Origin of the sequence: Martinezella lusitana, from assembly GCF_900094565.1 — a bacterium.
Lineage (GTDB): Bacteria > Pseudomonadota > Alphaproteobacteria > Rhizobiales > Rhizobiaceae > Rhizobium > Rhizobium lusitanum.
The window spans coordinates 136191-150521 of sequence record NZ_FMAF01000012.1 but is presented as its reverse complement, the minus strand read 5'-3'; the positions used below and the strand labels follow the sequence as shown (position 1 = coordinate 150521).

At 58.5% G+C, this 14331-nt stretch carries 14 protein-coding genes and 1 pseudogene; 9 read left to right on the top strand and 6 right to left on the bottom strand.

What is annotated here, in order from left to right; translation table 11 throughout:
- Positions 1-163: 163 nt before the first annotated feature.
- Entirely contained in the window at positions 164-2635 is a 2472-nt protein-coding gene (locus GA0061101_RS22695; protein WP_092574984.1) for a beta-glucosidase H, read from the top strand.
- 45 nt (positions 2636-2680) lie between these two features.
- Here GA0061101_RS22695 and GA0061101_RS22690 read toward each other — a convergent pair whose 3' ends face one another.
- The 3 genes from GA0061101_RS22690 to GA0061101_RS22680 all read right to left on the bottom strand — a co-directional run bounded on the left by GA0061101_RS22690 (position 2681) and on the right by GA0061101_RS22680 (position 5735).
- Positions 2681-4759 (bottom strand): putative bifunctional diguanylate cyclase/phosphodiesterase, encoded by a 2079-nt coding sequence (locus tag GA0061101_RS22690; protein ID WP_092574982.1) that lies wholly within the window; start codon positions 4757-4759, stop codon positions 2681-2683.
- A 317-nt stretch (positions 4760-5076) separates the two neighbouring features.
- Positions 5077-5484 (bottom strand): hypothetical protein, encoded by a 408-nt coding sequence (locus GA0061101_RS22685; protein WP_245297542.1) that lies wholly within the window; start codon positions 5482-5484, stop codon positions 5077-5079.
- Positions 5481-5735, bottom strand: coding sequence for a type II toxin-antitoxin system Phd/YefM family antitoxin (locus GA0061101_RS22680; protein WP_047620978.1), 255 nt, complete (start codon positions 5733-5735; stop codon positions 5481-5483). Before GA0061101_RS22680 ends, GA0061101_RS22685 begins: the two co-directional genes overlap by 4 nt.
- Positions 5736-5812: 77 nt before the next feature.
- Here GA0061101_RS22680 and GA0061101_RS38810 point away from each other — a divergent pair, with 77 nt between their 5' ends.
- Positions 5813-6046 (top strand): hypothetical protein, encoded by a 234-nt coding sequence (locus GA0061101_RS38810; protein WP_141694112.1) that lies wholly within the window; start codon positions 5813-5815, stop codon positions 6044-6046.
- A 187-nt stretch (positions 6047-6233) separates the two neighbouring features.
- A complete protein-coding gene (locus tag GA0061101_RS22675; RefSeq protein WP_037199716.1) occupies positions 6234-7499 on the top strand; it encodes a pilus assembly protein TadG-related protein in 1266 nt (421 codons plus the stop codon).
- Between the two features lie 365 nt (positions 7500-7864).
- Here GA0061101_RS22675 and GA0061101_RS22670 read toward each other — a convergent pair whose 3' ends face one another.
- Entirely contained in the window at positions 7865-8272 is a 408-nt protein-coding gene (locus GA0061101_RS22670; protein WP_092574978.1) for a helix-turn-helix domain-containing protein, read from the bottom strand.
- Between the two features lie 248 nt (positions 8273-8520).
- Positions 8521-9432, bottom strand: coding sequence for a LysR family transcriptional regulator (locus GA0061101_RS22665; protein ID WP_092574977.1), 912 nt, complete (start codon positions 9430-9432; stop codon positions 8521-8523).
- Between the two features lie 142 nt (positions 9433-9574).
- On the opposite strand from GA0061101_RS22665, the gene GA0061101_RS22660 reads away from it, so the two are divergent.
- From GA0061101_RS22660 to GA0061101_RS22640, 5 genes and pseudogenes are all read left to right on the top strand, one after another.
- Entirely contained in the window at positions 9575-10681 is a 1107-nt protein-coding gene (locus GA0061101_RS22660) for an aldo/keto reductase (RefSeq protein WP_092574975.1), read from the top strand.
- Positions 10682-10850: 169 nt separating this feature from the next.
- Positions 10851-11561 (top strand): 7-cyano-7-deazaguanine synthase QueC, encoded by a 711-nt coding sequence (gene queC, locus GA0061101_RS22655; protein WP_092574972.1) that lies wholly within the window; start codon positions 10851-10853, stop codon positions 11559-11561.
- Entirely contained in the window at positions 11561-11917 is a 357-nt protein-coding gene (gene queD / locus GA0061101_RS22650) for a 6-carboxytetrahydropterin synthase QueD (protein ID WP_092574970.1), read from the top strand. The genes queC and queD overlap by 1 nt, the downstream gene beginning before the upstream one ends.
- A complete protein-coding gene (queE, locus tag GA0061101_RS22645) occupies positions 11914-12642 on the top strand; it encodes a 7-carboxy-7-deazaguanine synthase QueE (RefSeq protein WP_092574968.1) in 729 nt (242 codons plus the stop codon). The genes queD and queE overlap by 4 nt, the downstream gene beginning before the upstream one ends.
- 309 nt (positions 12643-12951) lie before the next feature.
- Positions 12952-13210: pseudogene (locus tag GA0061101_RS22640) on the top strand (response regulator); the annotation flags it as partial.
- 107 nt (positions 13211-13317) lie between these two features.
- On the opposite strand, the gene GA0061101_RS22635 reads toward GA0061101_RS22640, so the two are convergent.
- Positions 13318-13671, bottom strand: a complete 354-nt coding sequence (locus GA0061101_RS22635) for an ArsR/SmtB family transcription factor (protein ID WP_092574966.1) — start codon at positions 13669-13671, stop codon at positions 13318-13320.
- Positions 13672-14006: 335 nt separating this feature from the next.
- Between GA0061101_RS22635 and GA0061101_RS22630 the strand changes: the two genes are divergently transcribed.
- Positions 14007-14240, top strand: coding sequence for a hypothetical protein (locus GA0061101_RS22630; RefSeq protein ID WP_092574964.1), 234 nt, complete (start codon positions 14007-14009; stop codon positions 14238-14240).
- The last annotated feature ends 91 nt before the right edge of the window (positions 14241-14331 follow it).

Below are 14331 nucleotides of genomic sequence, written 5' to 3'. Positions count from 1 at the left end.
CGGCGGTTAGAATAAGGTTTCTGGCGGCCAACCCGGAGAGCTGTTCTCTGTTGTGCTGTTGCCTGCTGGCGATTTGAACCAGCCGGTGTTATTCGACAAGCACAAAGGCAAAAGAGAGTGGCTGTCCTAAAGCCGGCGAGTGCAGAAAACTTCGGGAGGTTTTATGATCGACGATATTCTTGACCGGATGACGCTTGAGGAACAGGTTTCGCTGCTTGCGGGTGCCGATTTCTGGACTACCGTGCCGATTGAGCGTCTCGGCGTTCCGAAGATCAAGGTCACGGATGGTCCGAATGGCGCGCGGGGTGCCGGCTCGCTGGTCGCCGGCGTCAATGCGGCCTGCTTTCCGGTTGCGATCGCGCTTGGCGCGACATGGAACTCGGCGCTCGTCGAACGCATGGGTGTGGCACTTGCCGGCCAGGCGAAGAGCAAGGGCGCTGCCGTCCTGCTGGCGCCCACGGTCAATATTCATCGTTCGGGCCTGAACGGCCGCAACTTCGAATGCTACTCCGAAGATCCGATGCTGACGGCAGCGCTCGCGGTCGCCTATATCCAGGGCGTGCAGAGCCAGGGTGTTGCAGCGACGATCAAGCATTTTGCCGGCAATGAGTCCGAGATCGAACGGCAGACGATGTCGTCGGACATTGATGAGCGCGCGCTTCGCGAAATCTACCTGCCGCCGTTCGAACAGGCCGTGAAGAGGGCCGGCGTGATGGCGGTCATGTCCTCCTACAATAGATTGAACGGCACCTATACCAGCGAGCACCCCTGGCTGCTGACAAAGGTCCTGCGTGACGAATGGGGTTTCGACGGTATCGTCATGTCCGACTGGTTCGGTTCGCATTCGACCGTAGCAACGGTCAATGCCGGGCTCGATCTGGAAATGCCGGGGCCGACGCGCGATCGCGGCGAAAAGCTCGTGAAGGCGGTACGGAACGGTGAGGTCAAGCCCGAGACCGTCCGTGCGGCAGCCGGCCGCATCCTGACGCTGCTTGAACGCGTCGGCGCCTTCGAGAACACCCCAGATTTGACCGAGCATGCGTCGGATTTGCCGGAAGATAGGGCTCTGATCCGTCAGCTTGGTGCCGAAGGCGCGGTTCTCCTTAAGAATGATGGCATTCTACCGCTGCAAAAACCAGGGCTCGGGCATGTGGCTGTTATCGGGCCGAATGCCGCCGAGGCGCGCGTCATGGGCGGCGGCAGTGCCCAGATTGCCGCTCATTATAAGATTAGCCCACTTGAAGGCATCCGTGCGTCGCTGTCGAATGCCAACAGCATCCGCTATGCCGCGGGCTGCCGCAACAATCGTCTGATCAATGTCTTTTCCGGCGAGATGCGAGTGGAATACTTCAAGGGTCAAAACTTGACCGGTTCGCCGGTGGCGGCGGAGCCGGCGAATAAGGGTGAGTTCTTCTGGTTTGACCTGCCGTCCCCCGAACTTGATCCGAGCGACTTCTCCGCGCGCATGACGGCTTTCTACACACCGACGGAAAGCGGCGAGTACATCTTCGGCATGACCAATGCCGGCCTTGCCAAGCTCTATGTCGACGGCAGGCTGCTCGTGAACGGTTATGACGGCTGGACACGCGGCGACAATTATTTCGGCACGGCCAATGTCGAGCAGCGTCAGGGCGTACACCTTGAGGCCGGCCAGCAATATCAGATCGTTGTCGAGTATTGCTCTTCCGCGACAGTCGAGGAGGGGATCAATCTGACGGCCGTCCGCTTCGGCGTGGAGAAACCTCTCGGCGAAGCGGACATGGCAGAGGCCGTAGAGACGGCACGTGCCGCTGATATCGCGCTGCTGTTCGTTGGCCGCGATGGACAATGGGACACCGAAGGGCTCGATCTGCCCGACATGCGCCTGCCTGGCCGGCAGGAAGAGCTGATTGAAAGGGTGTCGGCGGTCAATGCCAATACGGTCGTCGTGCTGCAGACGGGCGGACCTATTGAGATGCCATGGCTCGACAAGGTTAAGGCTGTGCTGCAGATGTGGTATCCAGGCCAGGAACTTGGGAACGCCGTGGCCGATGTGCTGTTCGGCGACGCCGAGCCCGGTGGCCGCTTGCCTCAGACCTTCCCGAAGCGCCTGGCGGACAATTCCGCGATCACGCACGATGCCGCGATCTATCCCGGCAAGGATGGACATGTGCGCTACGCCGAAGGCGTTTTCGTCGGCTACCGTCACCATGATACGCGCGGCATCGAACCCTTGTTCCCCTTCGGTTTCGGTCTCGGTTATACGCGCTTTTCCTGGGGCGAGGGGCAGGTGTCGACGACGGAGATGGAACCCGACGGCATCACCGTCACGGTCGACCTCACCAATGTCGGCGACAGAGCGGGATCGGAACTGGTGCAGCTTTATGTGCGGCCGCTTGCCGCGACAGTAGAGCGGCCGGACAAGGAGTTGCGCGCTTTTGCTAAGCTTCGGCTTGCTCCTGGAGAAAGGGGCAGGGCGTCGCTGCTCGTCAAGCCCCGCGATCTCAGCTATTTCGATATGGAGACGAAGGCGTTCCGCGCCGCTGCCGGCCGCTACCAGCTTCTGCTGGCTGCCAATGCGACGGATATCCGCTCGGCGATCACGATCGAAAACCCCAGGGAATGGATCGGCAAAACCTCGGATCGCTTCATCTGAGTTCGTAACAGGGGCGCCGTTAGTGGTCAGGCCGTACAACTGCCGCTAACGACGGCGCATGCGCACGGGCGGGATACGCCCCGAAAATGAGGAGCCAAGCCCGTCGTCGGCAGCATGATCCGGCTGAAAGATCTGGCCGACCGGTTTGGGCCGTCCAAGAAAGAAGCCCTGGGCCTCGTCACAGCCTTCGGTGCGAAGGATCTCGAGCTGGTGATTGGTCTCGACGCCCTCGGCCAGAACGGGAATTTCAAGGCTCTTGCCCAGCGCGAGGACGGCGCGGACGATCGCCTTCGCCTGGATGCTGCGCTCCACCTCGCTCATGAAGGAGCGATCGAGCTTGATCTTGTCGAAAGGGAACGAGCGTAGCGTTTCGAGTGACGAATATCCCGTTCCGAAATCGTCGATTGCAATGGTGACGCCAAGCGTTCGGATCTGTCGCAGCACATGCAGGGTGCGGCTCTTATCGGCGATGATGGTGGATTCGGTGATTTCCAGTTCGAGCCTTGCCGGAGACAAGCCAGTTTCAAGCAGGATCGAATGGATAAGCTTGGCAAGATCCGCATGGGCGAACTGCACAGGCGAGAGATTGACGGCGATCTTGTTGGGCCTGTCCCATGAGGCTGCCTGCCTGCAGGCTGTTCGCAACACCCATTCGCCGATCATGAGGATGGTACCGCTTTCCTCGGCGATCGGGATGAATTCCGATGGCGGAACCTGGCCGTATTCGGGATGATTCCAGCGCGCCAGCACCTCGTAGCCGCAGATCTCGCCGGAAATGACCGAGGTTTGCACCTGATAGTGCAGTTCGAGCTGATCCAGTTCGACGGCACGGTGCAGATCCTGGGCCAGCGTGTGTCGGGCGCGCGCTGCCTCGTCCATTCTGGATTCGTAGAAACAGACGGCGCGGCCGATATCGGCCTTGGCACGATACATCGCAAGATCGGCGTTGCTGACAAGGCGCTCCTGGTCGATGCCGTCATCGGGATAAACGGCGACGCCGATGCTTGCTCCGGTCACGGTCTCGAAATCGTCGATGCGGATCGGCTCAAACATGGTCTTTTCCAAACGCGCCACGAAATCCAGCAACTCGCTCTGGTTCAAGAAGCGCTTGGCCGCCGCAAACTCGTCACCGCCGACGCGCGCGACAAACTCGCCGTCCTTGATGAGGCGAGCAAGTCGGCGTCCGATGGCCTTCAGGGCCTGATCGCCCGCCTTATGGCCGCGCAGGTCATTGATCTCCTTGAAGCGGTCAAGATCTATGCCGATCACGGCGAGTTTTGCGCCGTCTTCCTTGGCGCGCTCTATCTCGCCGCGAAGATAGTCGCTGAAGCTGCAGCGATTGGGCAAGCCGGTCAGCAGATCGTTGAGCGCCATATGCTGAAGCTTCTCGATGGATTCGCGCGAGGCGCGTTCATCGATCATGTAACTGGCGACGCCGGTGCCGATGATAAGCAGGCCGCCGCCGGCGACCGCAACGGCCATGGCCCTCAGCGCGTAGGAATCGACAAGGCCGGCGTCATTTGCCAATGGTGTGACCGATACGGCGGTCATCGCGGTAAAATGAAGCGCGACAACCGCAAGAACGAAGAGGACCAGAGCAGCCTGCGGCGCAAGACGCCACGGCCGACGGATCGCCTGATTGAAGGCAAATGCAGCGAGAGTGGCCGAAAGCACGACGGAGCTGATGACATAGCTTTGGTTCCATTCGACGATGCCATCGACGTGGTAAGCCATCATGCCGGTATAATGCATCGTCGCAATGGCAAGGCCGACGCCGGCGCCGCCCAATTCCGGCGCTAGCTGCGGCGTGCGGGACAGCATCACTGCGAAACCAACGCTGGAGCCCGCCACGGCCAGCAGAAATGATGCCATCGTAAGGATCGGATCGAAGGTGACGGGAGCGCCGACCTCATAGGCCAGCATGGCAATGAAATGCGTGCACCAGACGGAGGAACCGGCGGCGACCGCTGTCAGGAAGATCCAGCCGCCGCGCTGCAGTCCTTGCGTTTTTTCTGCTCGCTGCAGCAAGCCGAGCGTGATCCATCCACCGCTGATACAGACGAATGCAGCAAGAAGGACGAGCCACAAATTATGTTCTGTGACGATGCATGAAAGAACGCGCACGCAGAAATCCCAAATCTATTTTGTGGCGGCGACAGATCCTTGGTAGGCCGTCGTCGCGCCGGAAATCGCCGCGCAGATCCTTCGTGGATGAACACTGAAGATCGCGTAAAGACGGATGCTACAAATCGCGTGAAACTGCGCCTCCACACGGGTCTGTGATCTCATCATCACGTCGCGGATCAGCCATTAGAGCGGCATTATGGAGCAGTTGCCACAAACCTGATTGCAGGCTCATGGATGTGTGTTGGCCAGCCAATCAGGTTGATGATGTCGACCGCGCCGGCGACATTTTTGAGCAATTATGGATTTTGGATTGTTCAAACCTTGGAAGTGTTGAGCCGGCCTGCTCGGACGGCCTCTGCTAGACGCTTTCTCATTTCTAAGAAGAAATCTTTGGGAACGTTTCCGTAGTCACAGCGAGAGGGATCGTTTGGCAATGGCTTGATACGGTCTGAAGGCCACTCAAATCGGTTGACCTCACTCAGGCGAACGTAATTGATGTCCTCATCCAAACCCATTGTTTTGCAGACATCTTCGGGTACTTGCAACGATTGGTCTTCTTCCCCAATATCTGGGTACGAATGTGTAATTGGAACAACGGTGACCATTCCTGTCTGACTTGAGGCCAGGACGATGGCACACGGGCGTTCTTTCTTGAACTGGTCTTTGTACCAAGTGTAATCGAACCGGATCACGAGACCCGGAGTAGGGTCTGGCAGTTTCACTTAGAGATCACGCCATACTCTGCGTTCTCAATCTCAGTAAGTAGCTCGTCATCGATCTCGCTTACATGAAGCACCTGCACCTCACGTCGCTTGAGACGGTTGAAATGTTCAAGCTCGTCTGCGCTGATGTAGGCACCCACGACTCGGTTATGCGACGTGACTTCAATCACCCCGGCCTTATGTACCGCTTCGCGAATTCGTCCAAAGTGACGAGAGAAATCCGATGCGGGGATTTGAAGCGCTGCACCCATAATCTATCTCCTCTATTGACATGCAAATTACGTATTTTGCGTAAATTGTCAATGCAGAAGATTACACGGTGGTTCTCATGCTGCAGGATTTAGGAGCAGGGGCCATCGAACTGCAATATGCCTCGTGGCAACTGCTCCACAATGCCGCATTAGAGCCGCGCTTCCCACCATTTCCGCGCTCGGCTCGAATTTTGCAAGCAGCGATGGAGATCTCTCGTCAGAACTCTGATCCGAGAACTGACTTCGATATTCAAAGCTTGAATTTAGTTTCAAGTAACTCTGTTGGAAATACAGCAAATCCTAAAATGTAATGCTGGATATTAGCCGAATATCAATCTTTATGGGCGACAATGTATTTAAGTATATTTGAAAATTATACTAAGCAAGGATTGTGCTTGGTATGCTATGCAATTTCCATTATATGAAAGCTCGTTCGTGAAGAGACCAAAAGCCCGCATCAGACCTATCCGCAGACTTCAGCAGCTATCGCGAAAGCTGATGGCTGATCGAGCCGGGAACTTCGCGACGGTCACGGTCTTGCTTGCGGTTCCGCTGATTGCGGCCGCCGGAATGGCAATAGACATCACCAACGCACTGATGGCCAGAACCGAGCTTTATAATGCGGCGGATGCTGCAGCGCTCGGCGCGATCGCTGACTCGTCGCCAGCGGTCGCCGCTGCGCTGAAGATGACCAGCGACGGCACCGTCAGCGTCGGTCAGGATGATGCACGGAAACTCTTCTTCGGCCAGACGTCCGGCGACCTGCAAAATGTGCCTGTCAACGTGAATATTTCGGTCAACAGGGTTTCGAATGTCGTCAAGTCGACGGTGAACTTCTCCGCCAGCGTGCCGACGACTCTGATGCAGATCATGGGGCAAACATCGATCCCGATCAGCGGCACGGCTTCCGCGCAATATCAGACGGCAAGCTTCATCGATTTCTACATGTTGTTGGATAACACGCCTTCGATGGGTGTGGGCGCCACTTCGGATGACATCGCGATGATGCAAAAGAACACCACCGACACCTGTGCTTTCGCTTGTCACAATCTGGATACCACTAATAATTATTATAACTTAGCGAAACGTCTTAATGTCAAGATGCGTATCGATGTGGTACGGCAGGCAACGCAATCGCTGACGGATACGGCTGTCACTAACCGCTCGACCCCCGACCAGTATCGCATGGCCGTCTACACGTTCGGTACCAAGGCGGAAAGCGCGGGTCTGACCAGCGTGTCCGCTCTGTCTTCCGATATGGCTCAGGTTAAGACCTCCACCGGCGCGGTCGATCTGATGACCACGCCCAAACAGAATTACAACAACGACCAGGACACGAGCTTCGACACGATGTTGACGCAGCTCCAGCCGATCGTCGGCACGGGCGGCGGCGGAACGACAAGCTCGGATCGCGCTAAAGTGCTGTTCTTCGTGACCGATGGGGTTGGCGATAGCTACAAGCCCAGCACGTGCACCAAGCCGACGACGGGTGGTCGCTGTCAGGAGCCGCTCGATATATCCTTCTGCAAGCCACTGAAGGACCAGAACGTCAAGATTGCCATTCTTTATACGACCTATTTCCCGCTGCCGCAGAATCCTTGGTACAATACCTGGATCGCGCCGTTCCAATCGCAGATCGGCACGAACCTGCAAAACTGCGCGTCGCCCGGCCTCTATTTCGAAGTCAGCCCGACACAGGGTATTTCAGATGCGATGAATGCACTGTTCCTGAAGGTCATTCGGACGCCTCGACTGACAGGCTGACGGGTGCATCCGATGACCGACCAGGTCGTGCCGTCGCACGATTGTCTGCGCGGCCGTGCATGCGAGGGTGGCTCCTGGCTCCAACGCGATAGAACTCGCTCATCATGCGGGTGCTTCGGGTTCGAGACGGAGCTGCTTCCAACGAGCCTCTTATTTGCAACGACTGTGACCTGCTCGCCATCCATCGCTCACGATGAAGGAATTTCGATTTTCTGAAGGGCTTATAGCGCGCCACGCAGCATCGCGACGCGATTTGCGCTCGCAAATGAGCTGCTTCTATCGGTCTCTCAAGCGGTTGGCTGCCGCCCGGTCAGAGCATCGCGTGGAGCGCGCGACGGCATATGCCGCTTAGGGCCACGGGTGGGCTACGCCGTGACCAGCGTTTTGACCAGGCCTATGATCTTCTGCCGCGTCTTTGTGTCCTTGATCTTCGCAAAGGCGCGATTGAGTTCGGCACCTTCATCAGATGAAAGGAAGCTGACGAGGTCATTCTTGACGCCCATTGCCTCGTTTACCGAAGCATTGGAATGGGCTACCGGGTTGTCGAAGAAATGCGAAATCGACACGCCGAGGCAGTCTGCAACGCGCTGCAACCGGCTGGCGCCGACGCGATTTGTGCCCTTCTCATATTTCTGGACCTGCTGAAACGTCACGTTCAGCCCTTCGGCAAGCGCCGTCTGGCTCATGCCCAACATGCGCCGTTGCATCCGGATGCGTCTTCCGACCTCGATATCGATTGGGCTGGGTGGCTTTCGCTTCGACGTATCTTGCATAGACCCTCTTTCTGGCGATGGTGCCGCCCATCGAACTGCGGGGGGTCGACGGGCGGGAGGCTGCAGGATCCTGGACATCATGTCGGCAGAGCCCTCGACCTATGACTGCCGGGTGTCATATGAGACGGCAATGTCAATTCATCCCGGCCGTCGTCACGGCATCCGATTCTTGCGCATTTGGTACAATGTTTGCGCTATCTGAACATTGCGAAGGGTGTCAAGTGGACACCCCTAGCCCGATACGCGGCCTAGTTTGCAGCCGATTCGCGGCCGATTTGCCTTATCGTATCGATAAAGGCCCTGAGTTTTGGCGCCAGCTCGGCTCGACGCGGAAAGTATAGAAAGAGGCCGCCCTCGGTGACGGCGTAGTCGGCCAATACATGAACCAGTCGGCCAGCCTGGATGTCCGCTTGCACCAACGGTTCGAAGACATAGGCAAGTCCGATGCCTGCCAGTGCAAGCTCTATCGCCGAATGCGCTTCTGTCACGATCGCTTGACCGCCGACCGTGACGGCCACATCCCGGCCGTCCTCGACGAATTCCCATTGATAGAGACCGCCGGAGCGGATGAGCCGGTAACCAATGCAATTATGATTGGAAAGTTGTCCCAGTGTCGTCGGTCGTCCGTGGCGGCCGATATACGCGGGGGAGGCGACCACGACCGAACGAAAGGGAGGGGTGAGACGGATCGCCACCATATCCTGAGCAATCATTTCGCCGATACGTATACCGGCATCGAAGCCCTCGGAGACGATGTCGGTCAGTCGCTCGTCGGAAAAGATTTCCACCTCGACCTCGGGATAGCGTTCGGCCATCGCGGCGATCACCCGCGTGACAGCAAGCGGCAGGCAGACGCGCGCGGCATTGATGCGCAAAAGGCCGCTTGGCCTTCCCTTGACGGCGCGGATGCGCTCGATCCGTTCGTGAATATCCTGCAAAGCTGGCGTCACGGTGCCGATCAGGCTCCTGCCGGCTTCTGTCAGCGCCACGCTGCGGGTCGTCCGCGCGAAAAGCGGCTGGCCGAGCCGTTCTTCTACCAATCGGACGGCATGGCTGACAGCAGATGCACTCATCCCCAGTTCACTGGCAGCAGCGGCGAAACCGCCGCGGCGAGCCACGGCGACGATAATGGGAAGGTGAGGCAGCAGATCGCGATCCATTCATGAATCATATCGCACAATGCATGCGAATTAAATGATCTTATCGCAGGGCGGGAAAGGGGGAATCCTGTGCAGGTCAAATCGCCGACGGGCTCCATCGACCATCCGAACGAGGCCGGACGCGGCAATGAGGAGCACATTCATGAGCATGCAATTCTTCACTCTCGGCGATAGCGGCCTGAAAGTGACGCGGCTTGCCCTCGGCACCATGACCTTCGGGACAGAATGGGGCTGGGGGTCGGACAAGGCGACAGCTCGCGCCATCTTCGACGCCTATGTCGAGGCTGGCGGCAATTTCTTCGATACCGCGGATGCCTATACCGGCGGCACGTCGGAAACCTGGCTCGGCGAGTTCATCGCCGAACGCGGACTGCACGACGAGTCGGTGATCGCGACAAAATTCAGCATGAACCTTCAGGCACACACACCGAACGCCGCCGGCAATGGCCGCAAGAACATACTGCGCGCCGTCGAGGGCTCGCTGAAGCGGCTCAACACCGACCATATCGATCTTTACCTGATGCATTGCTGGGACCGCCTGACGCCGCCTGAGGAGGTCATGCGCACGTTTGACGATCTCGTCCGTTCGGGAAAGGTGCTTCACGTCGGCCTGTCGGACGTGCCGGCCTGGTACGCCAGCCGCGCCCAGGCCATTGCCGAACACAGAGGCTATGCGCCAATATCGGCATTGCAGCTCGAATATTCGCTGGCGGAGCGCAATATCGAGAATGAGTTCATCCCGTTCGGCACGCGCTATGGCGCCGGCATTATGGCCTGGAGCCCATTGGCGAGCGGCCTGTTGAGCGGCAAGTATCGCCCGAGCGCGGCGGAGCCGACGGCCGGGCGGCTCGAGACCGTCCGAGGGACGACAAATCCGGGCTTTCAGAAATTCAACGAGCGCAACTGGGCAATCGTTGCCGAACTGGAAAAGGTATCCGCCGAGCTGGGGCGCAGCATGGCGCAGGTGGCGGTAAACTGGGCAATGACCCAACCGGGCGTGGCCTCGATCATCATCGGCGCAACGAAGCTGGAGCAGCTGAACGACAACCTCCGCGCATTGGATTTCGAGATTCCCTCGGAGTTACGGCAGAGGCTCGACCATGTCAGCGCCTTGCAGCCGACCTTCCCCTATTCCTTCTTCGGATCTGAGATCCAGGGCGCTATGACCGGCGGTCAGACGGTGGGCGACAAGCCGGCCGGTTATTATCCGGATCTGAATATTTCGGGGAAGTTTGCCGGCGTCAGCTAACGTTGCAGGTTGGGGCCTGCCTTGGGCCGGCAGCGATGCCGGCCCAAAACCGTTATAGTGCCAGAGTCCTTGTTTCCGCCGAGTTCTGCTGCTACTGAGCGCGCCGTAGCCCGTAAGGGCAATGAAATCCGGTCGCAGCCCACCCGGTCAAAACAAGGGATCCTGAATTATGAAGACTATCGTCGTCTGCTCCGGCGGATTGGACTCCGTTTCGCTCGCCCACAAGGTGGCGGCCGAACATCAGCTCATCGGCCTCGTGTCGTTCGATTACGGCCAACGGCATCGCAAGGAAGTGGAATTCGCCGCAGCCTGCGCCAGGCGTCTCGGCGTACCGCATGAGATCATCGACATCACCGCCATCGGCAAGCATCTGACCGGATCGGCGCTCACTGACGACATAGATGTGCCTGATGGGCACTATGCCGAAGAGACCATGAAGGCGACCGTCGTGCCGAACCGTAATGCGATTATGCTCGCAATCGCTTTCGGGCTTGCGGCGGCGCAAAAGGCGGATGCCGTCGCTGTCGCTGTCCATGGCGGCGATCACTTCATCTATCCGGATTGCCGGCCGGGCTTCATCGATGCCTTCCAGCAGATGCAGAACCATGCTCTGGAAGGCTATGCCAGCGTCTCGCTCTATGCGCCTTTTGTGACTATTTCGAAGGCGGATATCGTCACGAACGGCGCGCGGCATCAGACGCCCTTCGCCGAAACCTGGTCCTGCTACAAGGGCGGCACTCGCCATTGCGGGCGCTGCGGCACCTGCGTCGAGCGGCGCGAAGCCTTCCATCTCGCCGGCGTCGAAGACCCCACGGATTATGAGGATCCCGATTTCTGGGAAGCCGCGACGACGGGCTTTTCGGCGCAGGAGGTGAAGTGATGTTCCGCATCACCAAGGAATTTCATTTCTCCGCCTCGCACCAGCTGGCGCATCTTCCCGACGATCATCAATGCGCGCGGCTGCATGGGCACAACTACATCGTCGTGGTGGAGCTTTCGGCCGCCGAGCTCGACGGCAATGGCTTCGTGCGTGATTATCATGAGCTTCAGCCGCTGAAGCGCTATATCGACGACAATTTCGACCATCGCCATCTGAACGACGTTCTTGGCCATGGCCGCGTCACCTCGGAATGTCTCGCCAGGCATTTCTACGATTGGTGCAAGGCCCGTCTGCCCGAGACGTCGGCGATGCGCGTCAGCGAGACGCCGAAGACCTGGGCGGAATACCGGCCATGAGCGAGGCGCGAATTCGCGTCAGCGAAATATTCGGACCGACGATCCAGGGCGAGGGTATCCTGATCGGCCTCCCCACGATTTTCGTGCGCACCGGCGGCTGCGACTACCGTTGTTCGTGGTGCGATACGCTGCACGCGGTCGACAGCGATTATCGCGATCAATGGCGGCCAATGTCGGTCGAGGAGGTCTGGCTGGAGGTGACGAGGCTTTCCGGCGGCAGGCCGCTGACGATATCGCTCTCGGGCGGCAATCCGGCCATCCAGCCACTCGGTCCGCTGATTGCGCACGGTCATAGGGAAGGCTATCGCTTCGCGCTGGAAACACAGGGGAGCGTCGCCAAGGAATGGTTCGCTGAGCTCGACACGCTGGTGTTGAGCCCGAAGCCGCCATCAAGCGGGATGGTGACGGATTGGGACGCCTTCGACGACTGTCTGCGCATGGCAGCGGAAAAGCCGCAGGTCGCGCTGAAGATCGTCGTGTTTGATGATGTCGATTATGCCTATGCGCGCTCGGCTGCCTCTCGCTATCCGCAACTGCCTGTTTATCTGCAGCCCGGCAACCATACGCCGCCGCCGCCCGATGCCGACGATGCTATCGTCGACATCGAGGGTGTCATGGAGCGAATGCGCTGGCTCGTGGACAAGGTCAGCGATGACAGGTGGTTCGAGGCGAGGGTCCTGCCGCAATTGCATGTGTTCATCTGGGGCAACAAGCGCGGTGTTTGAGCAGGGCCGGAGCCGGGCAGGCCGTCGCCCTCTCTTCTGCCGCCGCAACATAACTCACCATTTTCGAACACAGCTTCACGAGGCAGCTGCTATTTTCCCCTCGCTTCAACTTTTGGAAAGGCATCGTGTCGGAAAAATCCAATGGCCGAGCATCGGTAGCGCTTGTCACCTTCTCGTGGGAGCTGCATCGCGGACGTGAACGTGACAGATCAGCGGTCCGGTGAGATAATTTTGCGCGCAACGGATCGCGCGACCGGCTTTCCAGCGAAGGCAGCGACCCGCGACATGGCGTTTTCCGCATAATCTCATATTCTTATCGTCGAGGACGACACGATATAGCGGGCATGCTGGTCGAGCTCATAGCCAGCAACGGTTTCAGGGCAATCTCCGCGTCAAACGCGCTGACATGGATCGCCTGCTTGCGCGCCAAAAGTTCGATCTCCTCGTGCTCGATGCAATGCTTCCCGGCGAGGACGGTTTCAGCACCTGCCGGCGGCTGCGCGCGGATCGAACCGTTCCAATCCTTATGCTGACCGCCCTGCACGAGGACGTCGACGGCCTCCAAGGTCGGCATTCGCAAAGGCGCCGATGCTTTGCTGGCGGAGATGAAGTGACCTGATGCCTGCGCTCGCCGCCATCATCCGATCGGCTTGCGCAGTAATTACCCGCACAGCCTCAAGATTTGCTGCGCTCGGAGCTATCGGCGACGTCTGGCGCCGTGCGAACCGGATCGGTTTCAAGAATCTCCGATAGGGTCTTCAGGATGCGCTGCACGCCCGGATGGTCGCATGTATAGTATCGGAATTGTGCTTGACGGCGCACCTTGACGATTCCCGCCTGATGAAGCCGCGTCAAATGCTGGCTGAGAGCCGATTGCGATATTCCGAGCCTCTTGGCCAGGCTGTTGACGTCCTCCTCGTGATCCGACAGGTGGATGCAAACCTCCAGGCGTTTCGGATTGGAGAGCTGGCTTAGAAGATCTGCGTGGTAAGTGAGGCGCTCATCTTCTTTTGTCTGATCTGAATACATGACGCGACCGATCGTTATTAGCGAAAGCTTTTCAATCCTCGGAGGTCAGGCGACACGCGACGATAAACGCGAACGTTGCAAAATTATATTCTGATTTGTTGCAATTCGTTGCGCCCACGCGGAGCAACCGGACCTCCCACTCAGGCCGATTGTCGTTTATCGGCCTTTCGTGACGCGACAACTAGGGCCTGAGCGCAATTTGGGAATATGTGCGCAAGTCATTTTGCAATTATTCTGTAACAAAATCGAACCGAATGCCTTGTTTTTGTCCGGCTTTTGACATCACACTGCTAATTAAGCGGTTTATCTTCTGCTCTAACGAACAGGAGCTAACCATGACCCACAGGGACTTGACGATCGCTGAAGTTCTTGAAGATCCGCTGATCCGCCAGGTCATGCGCGCGGATCGCATATCTGTCGCCGGAATGGCGAACCTGTTGCAGGATGCGGCACTCAGACAGCAGCGCGCGGAGGCGGTCGGGCGCGATGCCGGCCACGACCTGTCGGTCGGCCTGAAGCCGATGGCTCGCGCTCGCCTGCGTCCCGGTACGCAGGCCGATCTGCGCTGAAGCCATGAGTTGCGTGTGGAGACGACAATCGCGCCGTAATCGGCGATTGTCGTGGCGAAGATTCAATTTCCTATAGTCGAGTAAACAGACG

Bases quoted from the DNA above. Each gene is read 5' to 3' on its own strand.
- queD (WP_092574970.1), top strand. From the start codon at position 11,561: ATGTTCCGCATCACCAAGGAATTTCATTTCTCCGCCTCGCACCAGCTG.
- GA0061101_RS22680 (WP_047620978.1), bottom strand. From the start codon at position 5,735: ATGGGTGCAGCGCTTCAAATCCCCGCATCGGATTTCTCTCGTCACTTT.
- GA0061101_RS22635 (WP_092574966.1), bottom strand. From the start codon at position 13,671: ATGTATTCAGATCAGACAAAAGAAGATGAGCGCCTCACTTACCACGCA.
- GA0061101_RS22665 (WP_092574977.1), bottom strand. From the start codon at position 9,432: ATGGATCGCGATCTGCTGCCTCACCTTCCCATTATCGTCGCCGTGGCT.
- GA0061101_RS22675 (WP_037199716.1), top strand. From the start codon at position 6,234: ATGGCTGATCGAGCCGGGAACTTCGCGACGGTCACGGTCTTGCTTGCG.
- GA0061101_RS22660 (WP_092574975.1), top strand. From the start codon at position 9,575: ATGAGCATGCAATTCTTCACTCTCGGCGATAGCGGCCTGAAAGTGACG.
- GA0061101_RS22630 (WP_092574964.1), top strand. From the start codon at position 14,007: ATGACCCACAGGGACTTGACGATCGCTGAAGTTCTTGAAGATCCGCTG.
- GA0061101_RS22670 (WP_092574978.1), bottom strand. From the start codon at position 8,272: ATGCAAGATACGTCGAAGCGAAAGCCACCCAGCCCAATCGATATCGAG.
- queE (WP_092574968.1), top strand. From the start codon at position 11,914: ATGAGCGAGGCGCGAATTCGCGTCAGCGAAATATTCGGACCGACGATC.
- GA0061101_RS38810 (WP_141694112.1), top strand. From the start codon at position 5,813: ATGCTGCAGGATTTAGGAGCAGGGGCCATCGAACTGCAATATGCCTCG.
- queC (WP_092574972.1), top strand. From the start codon at position 10,851: ATGAAGACTATCGTCGTCTGCTCCGGCGGATTGGACTCCGTTTCGCTC.
- GA0061101_RS22695 (WP_092574984.1), top strand. From the start codon at position 164: ATGATCGACGATATTCTTGACCGGATGACGCTTGAGGAACAGGTTTCG.